Origin of the sequence: Protofrankia sp. Cas3, from assembly GCF_963555955.1 — a bacterium.
Taxonomy (GTDB): domain Bacteria; phylum Actinomycetota; class Actinomycetes; order Frankiales; family Frankiaceae; genus Protofrankia.
Genome location: NZ_CAUVXP010000046.1, coordinates 18,901 through 36,065, shown reverse-complemented (window position 1 = coordinate 36,065; position 17,165 = coordinate 18,901). Strand labels below are relative to the sequence as shown.

The window sequence follows — 17,165 nt, the reverse complement described above, 5'->3', positions numbered from 1 at the left end:
GTACCAACCGCCGTAGCAACGCTCGACGTGCGCGATGGCCGCGAGGGCCGCCGGTGCCTGGCGCGGATCGGAACCGGTATAGGTCGCATACCGTTCGAGGAACATCCGCAGTCGCTGGTCGGTGAGATGACGCCGGCCGAGCCCACGTACCGTCAGGCCGGGCGCGATGGTGGAGATGTCGCCTGGACGTCGCAGCGCCAACCCGGCCAACGACCGGACACCGGCGTTGGGGGCGGCCAGAAACGGGCCGCTGGTCGCCTCCCACAGACGCTCGGCGTGGGCTGCCAGCCGGCCCCACTGCTCGCCCGACCCGGGACGCAGGACGGCGTCCAGCTCGGCGGTGAACGCGTCGTCGTCGGCGTGAGCGTCGAGGACGGTCCCGTCGGCGAAGCGGTTACGGGTGATCGGGTCCAGTCTGCGCAGCTCGAGGATGTCTCCCAGGGGCGCGCCGGTGGCGGCGAACAGGTCCGCGAAGACGTCCGGCATCGTCAACAGGGACGGCCCGGTGTCGAAGGAGAAACCGTCCAGGCTGAACCGTGCGAGCTTGCCGCCGATCTCGGATGCCTGCTCGCAGACGGTGACGGTATGCCCGGCGGCGGCCAGTCGCGCAGCCGTCGCCAACCCGCCGACCCCCGCGCCGACCACGACAACCCGAGCCACCCCGCGACCCTATGCGGTGCTCTCGCATGCGATGGCAGTTCTGGCAGTTCTGGCAGTTCTGGCCGTTTTGGCCGCCTCGCCGACGAGCCCGGTCGACGAGCCCGATCGTCAGGTCGCCGAGAGGATCCCCGTTGCGAGCAGCAGCAGCACGGTCGTGCCGAGGATGATCCGGTAGATGATGAACATGTCATAGTTGTTCTTGCCGATGAATCTCAGGAGCCAGGCGATGGCGACATAGGCCACGGCGAAGCTGACGGCTGTAGCGATGATCGTTGGTGTCCAGCCGACCCCGTGGGCGATGTTGCCGGCCTCGCTGACGCCCTGCAGGGCCGCAGCCCCGAACAGGGCCGGGATGGAAAGGAAGAACGACAGTCTGGTGACGGTCACCCGGTCAAGGCCCCGCGTCAGACCGGCCGACATGGTCGCGCCGGACCGGGAGATGCCGGGGATCAGCGCGGCACACTGGACCAGACCGATGGCGAGGGTGTCCTTCCAGGTGACGTCCGCCTCGTGGCGCTTCTGGGTCGCGTTGCCGTCGGCGTACGCTATGACACCACTCCACACCACGAGCGCGGTGCCCACGAACCAGAGGCTGCGCAGTGTCGTCTCGATCATGTCTTTGAACAGCAGCCCGACCACACCGATGGGTAGCGAACCCAGCAGCACCGCCCATCCGAAGAGGTAGTCGGGGTGGCCGCGCCACCGGGGTTGGACGATGCCGCGAAGCAGGGCGGCCAGGATCCTCCCCAGGTCCTTGCGGAAGTACAGCAACGTCGCGAAGACGGCGCCGACCTGGATGATCGCGGTGAACGCCGTTATGTCGGGGTCGTCGATGGAGTAGCCGAGCAGTTTCTCCAGGATCGTCAGATGTCCGGTACTCGATACCGGCAGGAACTCCGTCAGTCCCTCGACCGCACCGAGAAACGTCGCCTCCAGGACGTTCACGCCCACCCCTCTCCCCAAGCATTATTGATACCATTGCAGCGATTTGTCACTTTCCGGCATCGTGCGACGGCATATGGCGACAGCCCTCGTCGGTTCTCGCGGCACCGGGTGGACGACCCGAGTGCGGGGAGATCGCCGGTACCTGCCGCCTTGCAGCACATATCAGCTAAAATCAACTAAATCTTATAGCACCCCAAAATGTACCGCCGCGTCGCCGTGCGCGATTGTACGGCGGCCCACGAGGTCGCAGCCCCGAACATCCGGGGAGGCGTCGCTGCGGAGCTGGCCGGCGCAAACCTTGGCCATGGGTTCAGGCGTGGGACGGATACGTGTGCTCCACTGGAACAACACCGGACGATCAGGGCGGGAGCGAAGCCATGGGCGGCAGCGAGACGGCGGCGCACGAGTCGGCGGTGCACGAGACGGCAGCAGGCAGTCCGCCGGTACCGGCGGCACTACCGGTACCGGCAGCCCGGGAGGCTCGCGGCGGATTGCTACCGCGGCGCGATCGAGATCAGCTGGTGAACCTGCGGGATCTCGGCGGACTGCCGACGCAGGACGGTCGGCGTACTCGACCCGGCGTTCTGTACCGCAGTGACGCCCCGCGCCATGGCGACCGGCTACCGGTATTCGATCGTGAATGGCCACCCCGCACGGTCATCGACCTGCGGTCGCCGGTCGAGCGCGACGGTAGCCCGCACCCACTGGAATCGGCGGTGACCGATGTCCGAGTGATCCCGTTGCTCGGTGACGTCGACCCCGCGCATCCCACGTCCGAGATCGTTGTTGCCCTCGCGGGTGGCCTGAGCACGATGTACCGGGCGATCGTCGAACGGACCGGATCGCGGGTGGTCGAGATCCTTCATCTGGCCGCCCATGCGCCTGGACCACTCCTTGTGCATTGTGCGGCCGGCAAGGACCGGACAGGCCTGGTCGTGGCGGTCCTGCTACGTGCGGTGGGCGTTGAACCGGACGCGATACTCGCGGATTACGCGGCGACAGCCGCGAACATGGCGGAGGTACTGCGCCGACTAGGTAACAATCCGTTGCTGCCCGGAGCGGGCATGGGTGCTCCCGACCTGACCACGACCTCGATCTCGGCTGTCGAGCAGGTACTGGCCGTCATTGACGATCATCCGGGTGGCCTGTCCGGTTGGTTCGCGGCCAACGGCGCGCATCCGGACGCGGTGCCCACCTGGCGGGCCAGGCTGTTGTCCTGACCCCGTTTGTCCTGACCCGTTTGTCCGGACCCCGTTTGTCCGGAGTCGCCGGGTGCCGCGTGTGGTGACCGACCACGCAGGGCAGCTGGGACTGCATCGCTGCAGTTGCGCTCCGTAGTCAAGCTCTTCAGAATCTCATGGGTGGACCGACGTCGCCTTGTGAAAATTCTCGCCCTCGGGGCCGCCGACCTGCTCGTCGGTTGTGCCGGTGACCGCCCGAAGTCCGTTCCGCCGGCGGTTGGTCCGCGACCTGTCGTCCCGCCGATCCGCATGGTGCCCGATGCGCCGGTCCCACCGCAGGCGGCGCCGTCAGGTGGCCGACTGGAGCCGTCAGGTGGCTTGCTGGAGCCGTCAGCAGGCCCGTGGAGGTCGCCCGCTCCGCTCGCGGTCGCGCCTGGACAGCAACAGATCCTCTTCAACGCGCCGGGAGCGACCCGCCAGGTTGCGCTTACCATTGACGACGGTTTTAATGCCACCGCGGTTGCCGGATATGTCGACTTCGCCAGCCGGGCGAAAATTCCGCTCTCGTTCGCGCCGAACGGGATGTACCGCAACGTGTGGAATCAGCATGCAGCCGCCGTCCGGTCGCTGATCAAATCCGGGCAGGTCACGATGGTCAACCACACCTGGAGCCACCGCAGTATCCGTACACTTTCCGACGCGACGCTGCGCGCCGAGGTGGAACGCAATGACGACTGGGTCAGACAGACATTCGGCGTCACGACCCGACCGTGGTTCCGCCCGCCGTACGGGGAGCACAACGAGCGGTCGAGAGCGATCCTCGCTGAACTGGGTTATTCGCGCATCCTTATGTGGAGCGGGTCGGTGGGCGACTCGATGATGGGCGTCACTGCCGGCGAACTCATCGCGGCTGCGCGTCAGGCCATCCAGCCGGGGGCGGTCGTGCTTGGACACGCGAATCAACAGGTGGTCGTGAATCTCTACGGAGAGCTCGAACGCCTGATCATTCAGCGGGCGCTCGTCCCGGTCACGGTCGAAACCATGTTCATGGCAGACCTGATCGCTCGCTGAATCCGCTCTATGTCGGGTGGGGCTCGTACACCTCGATTGTGAATGACGCCGTCGGGGTCGCGCCGTTCGGCCACCGTTCATCGATGATCGATTGGATGTCGGCGGTGCGACGGTGGTGGGCGGTCGGCCCCATCATCACAAGATGGAGGAGATCATATGCGGTGAGCGACATTTCGAGGTCGAGTGTCAACCGCTCCCGTCTGACGAAGGATTCACCCAGGGTCGAGCGGAGGCGCTCGGGCTTGCGCTGATCGACCGTGACCAGACCCAGCGGACCGACAAGGCCGGCCAGATGGCGGACGGTGGGCGTTACGATGACGAGATACCCGTCCGGCCGGAGGATGCGGTGCATTTCCGTGACATTGCGCGGCGCGAAGACATCGAGAATGACCGACGCCGTGCCCGTTCGCACCGGCAGCGGGCCGCGTACATCCACGCCGACCGCGCCGATCCGCGGATGCGCGCGGGCCGCGCGCCGCAGTGCGTAGGTGGACACGTCAATGGCGATGCCGACCGCGTCGGGGCACAGGTTCAGCAGATGCGCCAGGTAGTACCCGGGGCCGGCGCCGATGTCGACGACGACCTGCTCATCACCGATCGTCCAGGTTTCCCTCGTCGCGCCTTGGATGACCGAGCCAAGCTGGTCGGCGAGCGCGCGGTAGTGACCGCCCGCGAAGAACGCCTCTCGTGACCGGACCATGTCCGCGCTGTCGCCGGGGATCCCAGCGGCCCGACCGGTCGTGAGGGTCAGGTGACCCCCTCGGGCGAGGTCGTATGCGTGGCCGTCCGGGCAGCGCACCTGCCCGTTGCCGGTGGCGAGATCCTGTCCGCACAGCGGGCATGTGAGATAGGCGAGAACCGTATGAATCACGCCTGGCCCACCGCCATCATCGGCCGCATGACAACGACCGTACGTGCCCGGTGAGGGTCGTGGATCGACGTGCGACCGGCCTGTGTTCCAGCGGGCCGAAGGGCGCGCGACGATCGTCAGATCGCGCGCCCGCAGGCCGCAGTCCCCGGCGCGCTAACAGTGAGGTGGTATGACGCACGTGTCCGCTGACGAGGGCCCGGGAGCCGGCCGCGGGTCGCGCCCGCCCGGGCGGGTGGCGGTTGTCGGCGCCGGTATGGTCGGCCTGGCCACTGCCTGGTTTCTGCAGGAGCGCGGGGTCGAGGTCACAGTGATCGAGCGCGTCCGGGTGGCCGCTGGATCGTCCTGGGGCAACGCCGGCTGGCTCACCCCGAGCCTGGCTGCGCCGCTGCCGGAGCCGGCCGTACTGCGCTACGGCCTGCGGGCTGTCCTGATGCCGACATCGCCGGTGTACGTACCGCCGCGAGCAGACCCGCGACTGCTGCGCTTCCTCGCCGGATTCGCACGCAACAGCACGGCCAACCGTTGGCGGCGGGCGATGGGGGCACTTGCGCCGGTCAATCGGCGGGCACTTGGTGCCTTCGACATCCTCGCGGCCGGGGGAGTGGACGTACCAACCCGCCCGGCCGTGCCGTTCCTGGCCTGCTATCGCGATCCACACGAGCGGGAGGCGCTGATCCTCGAACTCGAGGAGATCCGCAGTGCCGGCCAGCACGTCGAGTTCGACCTGCTCGACGGCCGCGCCGCGCGCACACTGGAGCCGGCGCTGACCGATGGGATCGGTGCCGCGATCCGCATCCACGGCCAGCGCTTCTGCGATCCCGGGGATTTCGTGACAGCACTCGCGGACAGTGTCCGGGCCCGGGGCGGCGAGCTGCGGGAGGGCGTCGGCGTACTGGCCATCCATGCCGACCGGGATGCCGACCGGGATGCCGACCGCGGCGATCGACGTCGTGCTGGGGCCGAGGAGGTGGGGCTGGAGCTCTCTACCGGGCAGATCGACCGGTTCGACGCCGTGGTGGTCGCCTGCGGCGCGTGGCTGACCGATCTCGTGCGCCCGTTCGGGGTCCGGACTCTCGTCCAGGCGGGGCGTGGGTACAGCTTCAGCGTCACCGCGCGCGACCTGCCGCGCGGCCCGCTGTACTTTCCGACCCACCGGGTGGCGTGCACACCGCTTGGGAACCGGTTGCGCATTGCCGGGATGATGGAGTTCCGGGAACCGCACGCGCCGTTGGATCGCCGCCGTATCACCGCGATCGTCAATGCGGTGCGTCCGCTGTTGGCCGGTGTCGATGTCGATACGCGGACGCAGGAATGGGTCGGTTCCCGTCCGTGTACACCGGACGGTCTTCCCCTGATCGGGCGGACGGCGTCACCTCGGGTGTTTGTCGCCGGCGGTCATGGGATGTGGGGCATCACCCTTGGACCGATCACCGGCCAGCTGGTGGCTGAGGCGGTCACCACCGGGCGTTGTCCTGATCACCTCGCGCCGTTCGACCCGCTGCGGTGATCTGTAGTAATCCGCAGGCACGGCCGGGCCCAAGGGGCTCGCCCAGTGTCGACACCAGTGTCGACCGACGTTTGCCGATCAGCCGAGTAGATCGAGCACGGTCGCGGCCACCGGGCCGTCGGTCAGGTAACGGCCCGCTTCCAGCAGATGCTCCCGCCACAGGTCCTCGGCGGCGCGGGCGTCACGGGCTTCGATGAGGTCCACGACGCGCTCGTGGTCGACGAGTCGCCGGCGGATGGCGAGCCGGTGCTCGGGGCTGCGCTCCGCGGCTGGATGGGAGAGCGTCGCAAGATCGAGAATGTGGCGCAGCATGCCTGACAGGACCGAAAGCGTCGTGTTTCCGGCGAGCTCCACCAGCAGCACGTGAAAGGCGAGATTGGCCTGCAGGCACTGGCCTGGATCGTCGGTCGCCGTCGCGGCGGCTGTCTCGGTCACCGCGAGCCTGAGTTTGTCGAGGGCATCCTGGGTACGGTTCGCTGCCAAGATTGCCACGCACGGCGGCTCGATCACGACGCGAGCCTGATGGATGTCGGCCAGCGTGGTACCGCGGTACTCCAGGACCAGGGCGGCATAGCGGGCGGCGATGTCGCCGTTGGGGGTGTGCACCCGGGCGCCACCGTGCGCACCGCGCCTGACTGTGATCAAGGCCTCGGATTCCAGCACACGGAATGCTTCCCGCAATGTCGGCCGGGAGACACCGAACTGTTCCATGAGGGTCGCCTCGGGCGGCAGTGCGTCGCCTTCGACGAGTTCTCCCCGTACGATCCGGCGTCGTAGGTGCGCCGCGACCAGCTCAGCGGTCTTCGGGACCCGAACCTGCTGCCCGATCGCGACCACTGTGCCGACCCTGCTAGCAGTCGGCATCGCCAGCTCTTGTACAGCCATCGTGGGCGCCTCCATCGACAACGAACAGGTGAGTCTCTATACAACACGGACTCGGCGAGCCAAACGGGTTGGCTCAAATGTTGTTGGTGCTTGAGGTTACCAATGGGTCGCCCCTGTGCTCTAGAGAGTCCGGACACATCTGGGGATCGGATGTTGTCTACAAGTAGTCTTTGCCTTGTCTGCACGGGGAGTCGGGCTAGAGCTGCCGGGTAGAGGTGCTCCTGAAGAAATGCCCGCCCACCCCTTGTGTAAAGGTCTGTCGACCCTTGTGCTATAAGAGCACCCGGGATCGGCCGCACGGATGTCGACCGGCCTGGTATCCAGCCGGGGAACCTGCCACGGCCTGCCGGGCGAAACGGCCTGCCGGGCGAAACGGCGTGGGTGGTCCGAGCGGGCGACGCGACGGGAGCCCCGGGACGAGCAGGGTTATGATCACGGGTGCCCGGAACTCGGGGTGCTGAAAGCTACGTGATGAGATCTATCTGACAATGCTCGCGGTTGTTCTCGCCGTGTTTCGACGAGGCGAGCGAAGATCTAAAACAGGCCCTTACTTCTTGTCGCGGAGCGCGGCCTGCTCCCGCGCGACCGCCTCGAGCGTGGGTGCACAGCCACCCAGATGGGCGGGTAGCCACCATGGTGACTCGCCGGGAGGGGGCGGTGGGTAGTCCCGCTGGGCGTCGGCGAGAAGCTTGGCCATGGCATCGGCCAGCAGTTGTGTTCCAGTCTGGGCATCTTTCAGGTCGGCCGTCGGGATCGACTCGCCAATCATGATCGATACGGGGGTTCCTCGCGCAGCCCGGAGGTTACGTGGCCGTCCCTTGGTGAGGATGCGCTGGCTGCCCCAAATGATTACCGGGAGTGCGGGAACGCCCGCTTCGGCGGCCATTCGGGCCGCCCCGGACTTGAAGGGCTGGAGACAGAAGCTACGACTGACGGTCGCCTCGGGGAAGACCCCCACGAGCTCGCCAGCCTTCAGGGCCTGTACTGCGTGACGGTACGAGCCGGCCCCTGCCGATCGGTCGACGGGGATATGGCGCATCCCTCGCATCAGCGGCCCGGCAATGGGGTGGGCGAAGACCTCGTGTTTGGCCATGAAGCGCACCAGACGCCGGTGAGCGTACCAGAACGGAACACCGGCGAGCGCGAAGTCCAGATACGACACGTGGTTGATCGCCACCACGCAGCCACCCGTGGCCGGTACGTGCTCCTGCCCCCGGACATCCAGCTTGAGGTCGAGAGCCTTGAAGGCCCCGAGCGCGAAACGGATCACTGGCTTGTAGACGAGCTCCGCCACCCGCTCTTTACCTCCCGACGTTCCCTGTCGTGACGATGACGCCGATCGGTCACGAGAAGTCTATATCTGATCGTACCCTTGGTGTCGTGAAGCGGTGGGACGCCATGTCGGCCGGCCCTCGACGATCTTTTGTCCGAGCATTGCATACTCGGGTCCTGACGGTCACACCGGCACCGGCACCGATACTGGCACCGCCCCCGCCCCTCGGCGGCGACTGTTGAGACAGGAGACGTACGACGCCTGACGAGTGGACACAGTTGCTCACGTTCGGGGACCCGCCGCGATGGACAGCCATTGCCGGTGCCGCCGTCGCCCTTCTCGTGGTGCTCAACAATCGTCTGTGGCCGTTGGCCCGACATGTGATCACCATTGCGCACGAGGGTGGGCATGCGCTCGCAGCGGTCGGAAGCGGCCGGCGCGTCGGCGGGATCCGACTACATTCGGACACTTCCGGGGTGACCGTGTCGGCGGGTCGCCCGACCGGGCCGGGCGTCGTGATCACGGTTGCGGCCGGCTACATCACTCCGTCCATCCTTGGCCTTGGCGGTGCAGCCCTGCTGGCTGCCAACCAGGTGAGCCTGCTGTTGCGACTCAGTGTCGCCCTGCTGCTCGGAGTGTTGGTGGCCATCCGTAACGCGTTCGGCGTGTTGTCGATAGCGCTGAGCGCGGTGACGGTCATCGCCGTGTCGATGCTGGCGCCGTCGCCCTATCAGGAGATGTTCGCAGCCTTTGTCACCTGGTTCCTCCTCATCGGCGGTATGCGGCCGATCGTCGAGGTGCAACGGACCCGTCGTCGGGGCGCGCCGACATCGGACCCGGACCAGCTGGCGCGCCTGACCGGCGTGCCGGGCGTGGTCTGGGTGGCCTTTTTCGCGCTCGTGTCCGTGTTCTGTCTGGCTGTCTCGGTCGAGTGGCTGCTGCGGTGACGGCCGGGCCGTCGGCTGGCAGACTGTCATGGTGTGTGCGGTCGTTACGCCAATGCTCTGAGCGCGCGACAGCTGGCGGAGTCGTTCACGGCACGTGATGAGACCGGTGGCGCCCAGCCGAACTTCAACGTGGCTCCGACCAGCGAGGTTCCGGTGGTTGTCATCCCGCCCGAGCAGCCGGACGGGGGCGCGCGGCTGCGGATGGCTCGCTGGGGGCTGGTGCCGTCGTGGGCACGCGACAGTGCGATCGGTAACCGTCTGATCAATGCTCGGGCGGAGACGGTGGCCACCAAGCCCGCGTTCCGTGCCGCGCTGCGCGCCCGCCGCTGCCTGGTGCCGGCCACCGGTTACTACGAGTGGCATCGGGTGGACGGCGCCCGCCGTGGGCAGCCGTACCTGGTGCATCCGGGCGATGACGGGCCCGCCGCGCTCGCGGGCCTGTACGAGGTCTGGCAGCCACCGTCGGGCGCTGTACGTGCGACTTTCACCATCATCACCACCACCGCGGCCGGCGGCCTTGAATTCCTGCATCCACGTTCGCCCGTGCTGCTGCCACGGGCGTCCTGGTCGCGCTGGCTCGACCCGCGCCTTGACGATCCGGCAGCCGTGACCGCAATGCTCGCGCCCGCGCCCGTGGGCATGTTGCGGGCGTACCCGGTCACCTCCCGAGTTGGGAACGTACGCAACAACGACCCGCACCTACTCGACCCGGTTGTCGGAGGCGACGCCGACGAACTTCCGTTCGCCTGATTGCAGCCGACGCCGGGGGTGCGCATCCGGGCGGGCTGGTGTTGGTGGCAACCGTGGGGAGAATGCACGAACTGATTGATCAAAACCGGCGACCGTGCATCAACAATGATGCCGAAGATATCAGAAGCATTCGGCATCCGTGGTTTTCCTGTGGATAAAAGTCGGATATCCACAGGATGGCATCGAAGCGTGCCATCCATGACGGGGCGTTCTACCGTCGCGGACATGGCTGATCTTCCGTTCATTCGCGCTACCCGCACAGTCGCCATCCCCGCCGCACCCCGGCGCCGGTTGTCGACAATCCGCACCCTGGCCTCGCACGGACCGGACGCTTACCCACCGCTGAGTCCTTCCGAACGCTGCGACGTAGAACCGCCGACTGTTCCGACATGTTGGACGCCCGTCATGGGTGACCCTGGGTTCCCCGCGGCGGAGGGTGGTCACACCGACGCCTCGCAGCCGGCCGCGGGCGTTTCGGAGGTGCTGGAGCCGCAGCCGGTGATGTTCGACGTTGCGGCACCGTCGACGCCGTCCGGTGCGCTCGCCGGCGAGCACAACGAAGGTGACCTGTTCGACGAGCTGTCGCCCCAAGGCAGCGCCGGTCGGCTTGTGCGGCAACCGGCTGCCCGGTCCGGTCCGCTGGGTCTTGCTGACCACCTGCCGCGGCTTCTGCGCGGCGGCCTGGTCGATCCAGCCATCCGCGGAGCGCTCCTGCTCGTGGTCGTGGCCCTGGCCGCGGCATTGACGGCTGGATGGTTTGCCTGGCGGAACAGACCGGTCTCCCTGATGGCTGTCTCCGCTGGGACGCCATCGGCGCGGGCCCAGGGGCATGTGCCGGCGGACGCTGACAGCGCCGGTTCGAAACCGGTGATCTGGTCATCGGCTGGCGCCACACATGGCCCGGCAGCACAAATTGTCGTTGAAGTGGTGGGCAAGGTGCACAGCCCCGGTGTCCTGACCGTGGCGGCTGGATCCCGGGTGGCGGACGCTCTTGCGCAAGCTGGCGGCGTGCTACCCGGGACGGATACGGCCGGTCTCGCGTTGGCGCGTCGCCTGGTGGACGGCGAACAGATCATGGTGGACGGCCGTCCCGGCCCGGCTCCTCCCGCGCCGGCCGGTGCCGGGACCGGCGGTGGCACCGGTGGGGGCACGGGATCGTCGGCGATCACGCCGGAAACACCGCTGAACCTCAATACCGCCACGGTCGACGCTCTCGACGGGTTGCCAGGGGTGGGGCCGGTGCTTGCCCAGCGGATCGTCGAGTGGCGCAAGGCCCATGGCACCTTCACCTCGCCCCACCAGCTGGGGGATGTGACCGGCGTCGGTGACCGGCGACTCGCCGATCTGCTGCCACTCATCACCGTCTGATGGCGGGTGATCGGCCCGATCGACCCGCCGACCTGCGGCTTGTCGGGCCGGCGCTCGCGGCCTGGACCGGCGCGGCAGGCGCGGGCCTGACCGAGCCGGCCCCGGCCGTGCTGTTGATCGCAGCCCTCCTCCTCGGCGCGACACTGGTGTGCGCGGTCCTCCTGGTGCGGCGAGCACACATCTGGCGGCCCGCGGCAACAGGGCTCGCTGTGCTGGCCTGCCTCGCCGCTGGGGTCCTCGCCGCGGGTATCGCGGCCCGTGGTCGCCTACACGGTCCACTCGCCGATCTTGATGGGATGCGAGCGGTCGCCACCATCGAAGGGACGCTCACCGGTGATCCGCGGGTGAGCCCTGGTGGCAACACTCAGCTGGTCATCGTCCCGCTGCGGGTCGAGCGCCTCACCGCGGCCGGGCGTGATCTTCGGCTGCGCCAGCCGATGCTCGTCCTGGCGACCGCGAGCGGTTGGGCGGGCCTGTTACCGAGTCAGCGGGTCCGTGCCGACGGCACGTTGGCGCCCCCACGCGCGGCTGACACGGTTGCGGCGGTCATCTTCGTCCGGGGCCCGCCGGTGGTGGTCGGCGGGCCGTCGATGGTGCAGGCAGCGGCAGCCCATCTGCGCCAAGGGCTTCGCGACGCGGTGTCGGGGTTGGACGGCCCGCGCCGAGGGCTGCTGCCGGGCCTGGTGGTGGGCGACACGGGCAATCTCGCCGAGGACGTCAAAAACAACTTCCGGGTCGCCGGAATGTCACATCTGGTGGCTGTGTCCGGGGCGAACTGCGCGATCGTCATCGCCGCAGCGACGATCCTCGTCCGGCGAAGTCGGTGTGGTCCGTGGCTGCGGGCTGGGTGGGTCGCACTGGCCCTACTCTGCTTCGTCGTACTGGCCCGACCGTCTCCCAGCGTCCTGCGGGCCGGTGTCATGGGGCTGATCGGGATTGTCGCGACGGGTGGTGGGCGGCAACGGGGGGCCATACCCGCGCTCTGCGCCACGGTGCTCATACTGGTCCTCGTCAGTCCCGATCTCGCCCGCTCGGTTGGTTTCACTCTTTCGGTGTTCGCGACCGCAGGCCTGGTGATTCTGGCTCCAGGCTGGCGGGATGCGCTGTCACGACGGTTGCCCACGTGGTTGGCGGAGCTGCTCGCGGTCGCCGTGGCGGCACATGTCGCCTGCTCGCCGGTGCTGGCCGCGATCGGCGGCGGCGTCAGCCTCGTCGCCATCCCGGCCAACATGCTCGCCGACTGCGCGGTGGCCCCGGCAACGATCCTTGGGGTGCTCGCCACGATGGCCGCAGTGTGTTGTATGCCGCTGGCCCGGCTGTTGGCCGCCCTCGCCGGCGTGCCATGCGAATGGCTGATCATGATTGCCGACATCGCCGCGCGGGCACCGGGAGCACAGATCGGTTGGCCGACCGGTCCACTCGGAGCCCTGGCCCTGGTCGCCGTCACCACGGCGACGCTCGGTGCGGTCCGCCGGCGCCGCGGACGCAGCCTTCTTGCGGCAGCGGCGATCGGAGCGGTGACCGTTGAGCTGATCGTCATGGTTCGGCCAGTCGGATCATGACCATCCACGGGATGATGGGCCGTCTGCGCGTCGGGTGCCCTTGACGAGGGCGTCGTGGGCCGCGGACCGCGCGCATGACATGCTCCCCAGCGTGTCGTCAACGTCCGCCCTGCCGCGGCTGGTCCTCATCGCCGGGGACGAGGAGCTGTTGGTCGCCCGGGGGATCCGCGACGTCGTGGACGCGGCTCGGGCCCACGATGCCCAGGTGGAGATTGTCGACCGGGCACCCGGCGAGTTGACCGACAGCGATGTGGTTGACCTGTCCAGCTCATCGATGTTCGGTGGGCTGCGCATCGTCGTGGTCCGCGGTGCGCAGGAGCTGGCGGACGATCTTCGGGACGCGCTGCTCGCCTACCTGGCCCGACCGCTGGACGACGTGGTCCTTGTCGTCGTGCACAGCGGTGCCGTGCGCAACCGCAAGCTGGCGGATGCGGTGAAGACGGCCGGTGGGCGGGTGATTCCGGCAGCGCGCATCACCCGTCCGCGCGACCGGCATGACTTCGTCGCGGCCGAGATCCGTCGGCTCGGCGGCCAGATCGGCTCGGGCGCGGTGAAGGCCCTGGTGGACGCTGTCGGTGGTGATCTGCGCGAACTCGCGGCCGTATGTGATCAATTGGTTACGGATTCAGGTGGGCTGGTCAATGAGGCGGTGGTAGTCCTCTATCACCGAGGCCGAGCAGAGGCAACCGGTTTCACGGTGGCGGACGCGGCGATCGCCGGAGACCTGGCGCAGGCTCTGACCGCGCTTCGCCAGACGCTGGGCAGCGGGGTTCCCCCGGTACTGGTGGTAAGCGCCGTCACCACGGGGCTACGGGATCTTGCCCGGGTTTCCGCCGCCGCCGGTGGCTCCGCCTGGGAGGTGGCCCGCGCCCTTGGGATGCCCGACTGGAAGGTCGAGCGCTCCCAACGGGCGGCCCAGGCGTGGAGTGATGCGGGGCTGGCGCGGGCGATGCGTGCCGCCGGCGCTGCGGATGCGGCTGTCAAGGGCGGCGCTGTTGATCCGGTTTACGGACTGGAACGCCTGGTCGCAGAGATCGTGGCGGCTCGTGGTCGCGCGACGGGAAGCCGCCGGTAACTCCGGGCACCGTGACACCGTGACACCTGACGGCCAGGCACCGGGTCGCGGGTCAACCGGACCGGTTGCGTGGGTTGCTCGGAGCCGGCGGCGTCCTATCCATGATCATCATAGCCCTGGCCGAACTGGCAAGCAGGTGGATGATCGCTCAGGCGTCGGTCAGGGATGCGTGCCGCGCGGCCATCGCCGACTTCTTGTTGGCAGCCTGATTGGCATGGATGACACCCTTGCTGACAGCCTTGTCAAGCTTGCGTGACGCGATGCGCAGCTCAAGGCCGGCACGGTCCGGGTCGCCTGCGTCCGCGGCTGCGCGGAAGCGACGGACGACCGTCTTCAGCTCGGATTTGACGGCCTTGTTGCGCAGCCGTCGCTTCTCGTTCGTGAGGTTGCGCTTGATCTGCGACTTGATGTTGGCCACGCGAAAGAACCCCTGGTCGTCGAATCGGCATGGACGGCGGTCGGGCACCGGTGTCGGTTCACCACCGCCGGGTGGTGTGCGTCCATCCCCCGGGAGCCAAGCCACCGGGGAAACATCGGTAACCCTATCAAGGTTTCAACGAACCACTCGCGGGCGGGCACGGGCTCCGCTCGACCGCCCCCGAATCCCGGCGCCCCCCGAATCCCGGCGCGTGCGCAGTGCCGGCGCGTGCGCCTGCCGGCCCAGCACGACGGCGACCGCTGAGTGCGGGCACGATGAGCCTGGCACGATGGGGATGGACCCACGGTCTGTGCAGTCCCACAGTGGGTGCAGTCCCACGATGCGCAGGTCCATCCCGACGAAACGAGAAGACTCCCGCGTGCCCGCAGCTTCCGACCCTCGCCGTGTCAGCCAGGCTTCGGTTGACCAGGCGTCGATCCGCAACTTCTGCATCATCGCCCACATCGACCACGGCAAGTCAACCCTCGCTGACCGGATGCTTGGTGTGACCGGCGTGGTCGAGGCCCGCAACATGCGTGCTCAGTATCTGGATAAAATGGATATCGAGCGCGAGCGCGGGATCACGATCAAGGCACAGAGCGTCCGGCTGCCGTGGCAGGCCGATGACGGTCGTGACTACATCCTCCATCTGATCGACACTCCTGGTCACGTCGACTTCACCTATGAGGTGAGCCGCTCGCTGGCGGCATGCGAGGGCGCGGTGCTGCTGGTCGACGCGGCCCAGGGCATCGAGGCGCAGACCTTGGCGAACCTTTACCTGGCGCTCGAGAACGACCTTCAGATCATCCCCGTGCTCAACAAGATTGATCTTCCGGCCGCGCAGCCCGAGAAGTACGCGGCCGAGCTTGCACAGATCATCGGCTGTGATCCTGATGATGTCCTGCGGGTATCGGGTAAGACCGGGCAGGGCGTGCCCGAGTTGCTCAATGAGATCGTCCGCCGGATCCCCGCGCCCATGGGCGACCCGGACGCTCCGGCTCGGGCCATGATCTTCGACAGTGTCTACGACAGCTATCGGGGCGTGATCACCTATGTGCGGGTGGTCGACGGACGCCTGACCACCCGGGACCGTTGTCTGATGATGTCGACGCGGGCCAGCCATGAGACCCTCGAGGTCGGGGTGATCTCGCCGGACCCGATCGCACGCGACGGACTCTCCGCGGGGGAGGTCGGTTACCTCATCCCGGGTGTCAAGGACGTTCGACAGGCCCGCGTCGGGGACACCGTGACATCGGCGAATCGGCCGGCCGGGCAGGCGCTGGGTGGCTACCGTGATCCACGCCCGATGGTCTACAGCGGTTTGTATCCGCTTGACGGCAGTGAGTATCCGGCATTGCGCGAGGCTCTGGACAAACTGCAGCTCAACGACGCCGCGCTGACCTACGAGCCGGAGACGTCCGCGGCGTTGGGGTTCGGGTTCCGCTGCGGCTTTCTGGGGCTTCTCCATCTGGAGATCGTCCGGGAACGCCTCGAGCGGGAGTTCGGCCTCACGCTCATTTCGACCGCGCCGAACGTGGTCTACCGGGTGGTCATGGAGGATGGCAGCGAGGCTGTGGTCACGAATCCGAGCGACTGGCCGGCAGGAAAGATCAACGAGATCTATGAGCCGGTCGTGGAGGCGATGGTGCTGCTGCCGTCGGACTTCGTGGGCCAGGTGATGGAGCTGTGTCAGGGGCGCCGCGGCATGTTGCGCGGGATGGACTACCTGTCCACCGACCGGGTGGAGCTCAAATACACACTGCCACTCGGTGAGATCATTTTTGACTTCTTCGACGCGCTGAAATCCCGTACCCGTGGGTATGCCAGCCTTGATTACGAACCCGCCGGCGAACAGGCATCCGACCTGGTGAAGGTCGACATCCTTCTCCAAGGCGAGGCCGTCGACGCGTTCTCCGCGATCGTACACAGGGACAAGGCGTACGGCTACGGCGTGGCCATGACCTCCCGGCTCCGGGAGCTGATTCCACGCCAGCAGTTCGAGGTGCCGATCCAGGCGGCGATCGGAAGTCGGATCATCGCCAGGGAGAACATCCGCGCGATTCGCAAGGACGTGCTGGCGAAGTGCTACGGCGGCGACATCACGCGTAAGCGCAAGCTGCTGGAGAAGCAGAAGGAGGGCAAGAAGAAGATGAAGACCATCGGTCGCGTCGAGGTCCCTCAGGAGGCTTTCATCGCGGCCCTGTCGACGGATTCCGCCAACGCCGCCAACACTCCGAAGACCACGAAGTAGGAGTGCGTGGCCCGCTGCCCGGACCTCATCGGTGCGACGAGGTCCGGGCGGACGCGATACGACGCGGTTGCGGGTCGGGCGGTGGCAGGTTGGGCGGTGGCGCGGGTCAGGCGGTGGTGCTGAGCGTCGCCGCCGGCCAGTTCAGCTGATCCGGGGGGACGACGAGGGCAGTCGGATGGGTTCGGTAACAGGTTCGTCGCGGTGGGTGGGGCTGTCCGGTCCGGTCGGTGCGCCGGATCGATACTCCGTTGCGTGGGGGGGAAGAAGATCCTCGATGTTGTCGAGGACACCGCGCACGGCGTCGTCATTCATGTGAATCAGCTTCCCCGACTGGGGACCACGAGTTCACGACGCTTCGCCCATATTGTCTGGTAGATTCACAACGAGAAGACAACATTGGT

16 protein-coding genes are annotated in these 17,165 nt (G+C 67.5%); 9 read left to right on the top strand and 7 right to left on the bottom strand.

Annotated elements, in window-relative coordinates:
- The coding region (locus U9983_RS11255; protein WP_322753952.1) for a phytoene desaturase family protein at nt 1–660 on the bottom strand (660 nt) is incomplete at its 3' end.
- A 108-nt stretch (nt 661–768) separates the two neighbouring features.
- On the bottom strand, nt 769–1,605 hold the full coding sequence (locus U9983_RS11250) for an undecaprenyl-diphosphate phosphatase (protein ID WP_322753951.1): 837 nt from the start codon (nt 1,603–1,605) through the stop codon (nt 769–771).
- Between the two features lie 377 nt (nt 1,606–1,982).
- Here U9983_RS11250 and U9983_RS11245 point away from each other — a divergent pair, with 377 nt between their 5' ends.
- Both U9983_RS11245 and U9983_RS11240 read left to right on the top strand, forming a co-directional pair.
- Nucleotides 1,983–2,825, top strand: a complete 843-nt coding sequence (locus U9983_RS11245) for a tyrosine-protein phosphatase (protein WP_322753950.1) — start codon at nt 1,983–1,985, stop codon at nt 2,823–2,825.
- A 159-nt stretch (nt 2,826–2,984) separates the two neighbouring features.
- Nucleotides 2,985–3,857 carry a polysaccharide deacetylase family protein gene (locus U9983_RS11240; RefSeq protein ID WP_322753949.1) on the top strand — a complete coding sequence of 291 codons (873 nt, stop codon included), beginning with the start codon at nt 2,985–2,987 and terminating at the stop codon, nt 3,855–3,857.
- Nucleotides 3,858–3,864: 7 nt separating this feature from the next.
- Here U9983_RS11240 and U9983_RS11235 read toward each other — a convergent pair whose 3' ends face one another.
- A complete protein-coding gene (locus U9983_RS11235; RefSeq protein WP_322753948.1) occupies nt 3,865–4,728 on the bottom strand; it encodes a putative RNA methyltransferase in 864 nt (287 codons plus the stop codon).
- A gap of 169 nt (nt 4,729–4,897) precedes the next feature.
- On the opposite strand from U9983_RS11235, the gene U9983_RS11230 reads away from it, so the two are divergent.
- Complete coding sequence (locus U9983_RS11230) at nt 4,898–6,235, top strand: NAD(P)/FAD-dependent oxidoreductase (RefSeq protein WP_322753947.1); 1,338 nt, start codon at nt 4,898–4,900, stop codon at nt 6,233–6,235.
- A 78-nt stretch (nt 6,236–6,313) separates the two neighbouring features.
- Here the strand turns inward: U9983_RS11230 and U9983_RS11225 are convergent, their stop codons facing one another.
- Nucleotides 6,314–7,120 (bottom strand): FadR/GntR family transcriptional regulator, encoded by an 807-nt coding sequence (locus U9983_RS11225; RefSeq protein WP_322748154.1) that lies wholly within the window; start codon nt 7,118–7,120, stop codon nt 6,314–6,316.
- Between the two features lie 547 nt (nt 7,121–7,667).
- Nucleotides 7,668–8,414: a lysophospholipid acyltransferase family protein gene (locus tag U9983_RS11220; RefSeq protein ID WP_322753946.1), complete on the bottom strand. Its 747-nt coding sequence runs from the start codon at nt 8,412–8,414 to the stop codon at nt 7,668–7,670.
- A 257-nt stretch (nt 8,415–8,671) separates the two neighbouring features.
- On the opposite strand from U9983_RS11220, the gene U9983_RS11215 reads away from it, so the two are divergent.
- From U9983_RS11215 to holA, 5 genes are all read left to right on the top strand, one after another.
- Nucleotides 8,672–9,340 (top strand): M50 family metallopeptidase, encoded by a 669-nt coding sequence (locus U9983_RS11215; protein WP_322753945.1) that lies wholly within the window; start codon nt 8,672–8,674, stop codon nt 9,338–9,340.
- Nucleotides 9,341–9,373: 33 nt separating this feature from the next.
- On the top strand, nt 9,374–10,090 hold the full coding sequence (locus U9983_RS11210) for an SOS response-associated peptidase (protein ID WP_322753944.1): 717 nt from the start codon (nt 9,374–9,376) through the stop codon (nt 10,088–10,090).
- A gap of 405 nt (nt 10,091–10,495) precedes the next feature.
- On the top strand, nt 10,496–11,458 hold the full coding sequence (locus U9983_RS11205; protein ID WP_322753943.1) for a ComEA family DNA-binding protein: 963 nt from the start codon (nt 10,496–10,498) through the stop codon (nt 11,456–11,458).
- Nucleotides 11,458–13,020, top strand: coding sequence for a ComEC/Rec2 family competence protein (locus U9983_RS11200; protein ID WP_322753942.1), 1,563 nt, complete (start codon nt 11,458–11,460; stop codon nt 13,018–13,020). Before U9983_RS11205 ends, U9983_RS11200 begins: the two co-directional genes overlap by 1 nt.
- Nucleotides 13,021–13,099: 79 nt before the next feature.
- A complete protein-coding gene (holA, locus tag U9983_RS11195; RefSeq protein ID WP_416211359.1) occupies nt 13,100–14,095 on the top strand; it encodes a DNA polymerase III subunit delta in 996 nt (331 codons plus the stop codon).
- A gap of 148 nt (nt 14,096–14,243) precedes the next feature.
- Here holA and rpsT read toward each other — a convergent pair whose 3' ends face one another.
- The gene (gene rpsT, locus U9983_RS11190) at nt 14,244–14,513 is read right to left on the bottom strand and encodes a 30S ribosomal protein S20 (protein ID WP_322748161.1); all 270 of its coding nucleotides are present in this window, start codon (nt 14,511–14,513) and stop codon (nt 14,244–14,246) included.
- A gap of 340 nt (nt 14,514–14,853) precedes the next feature.
- On the opposite strand from rpsT, the gene lepA reads away from it, so the two are divergent.
- The gene (gene lepA / locus U9983_RS11185) at nt 14,854–16,764 is read left to right on the top strand and encodes a translation elongation factor 4 (RefSeq protein WP_416211356.1); all 1,911 of its coding nucleotides are present in this window, start codon (nt 14,854–14,856) and stop codon (nt 16,762–16,764) included.
- Between the two features lie 141 nt (nt 16,765–16,905).
- Here the strand turns inward: lepA and U9983_RS11180 are convergent, their stop codons facing one another.
- Nucleotides 16,906–17,076: a hypothetical protein gene (locus U9983_RS11180; protein ID WP_322753939.1), complete on the bottom strand. Its 171-nt coding sequence runs from the start codon at nt 17,074–17,076 to the stop codon at nt 16,906–16,908.
- Between the last annotated feature and the right edge of the window lie 89 nt (nt 17,077–17,165).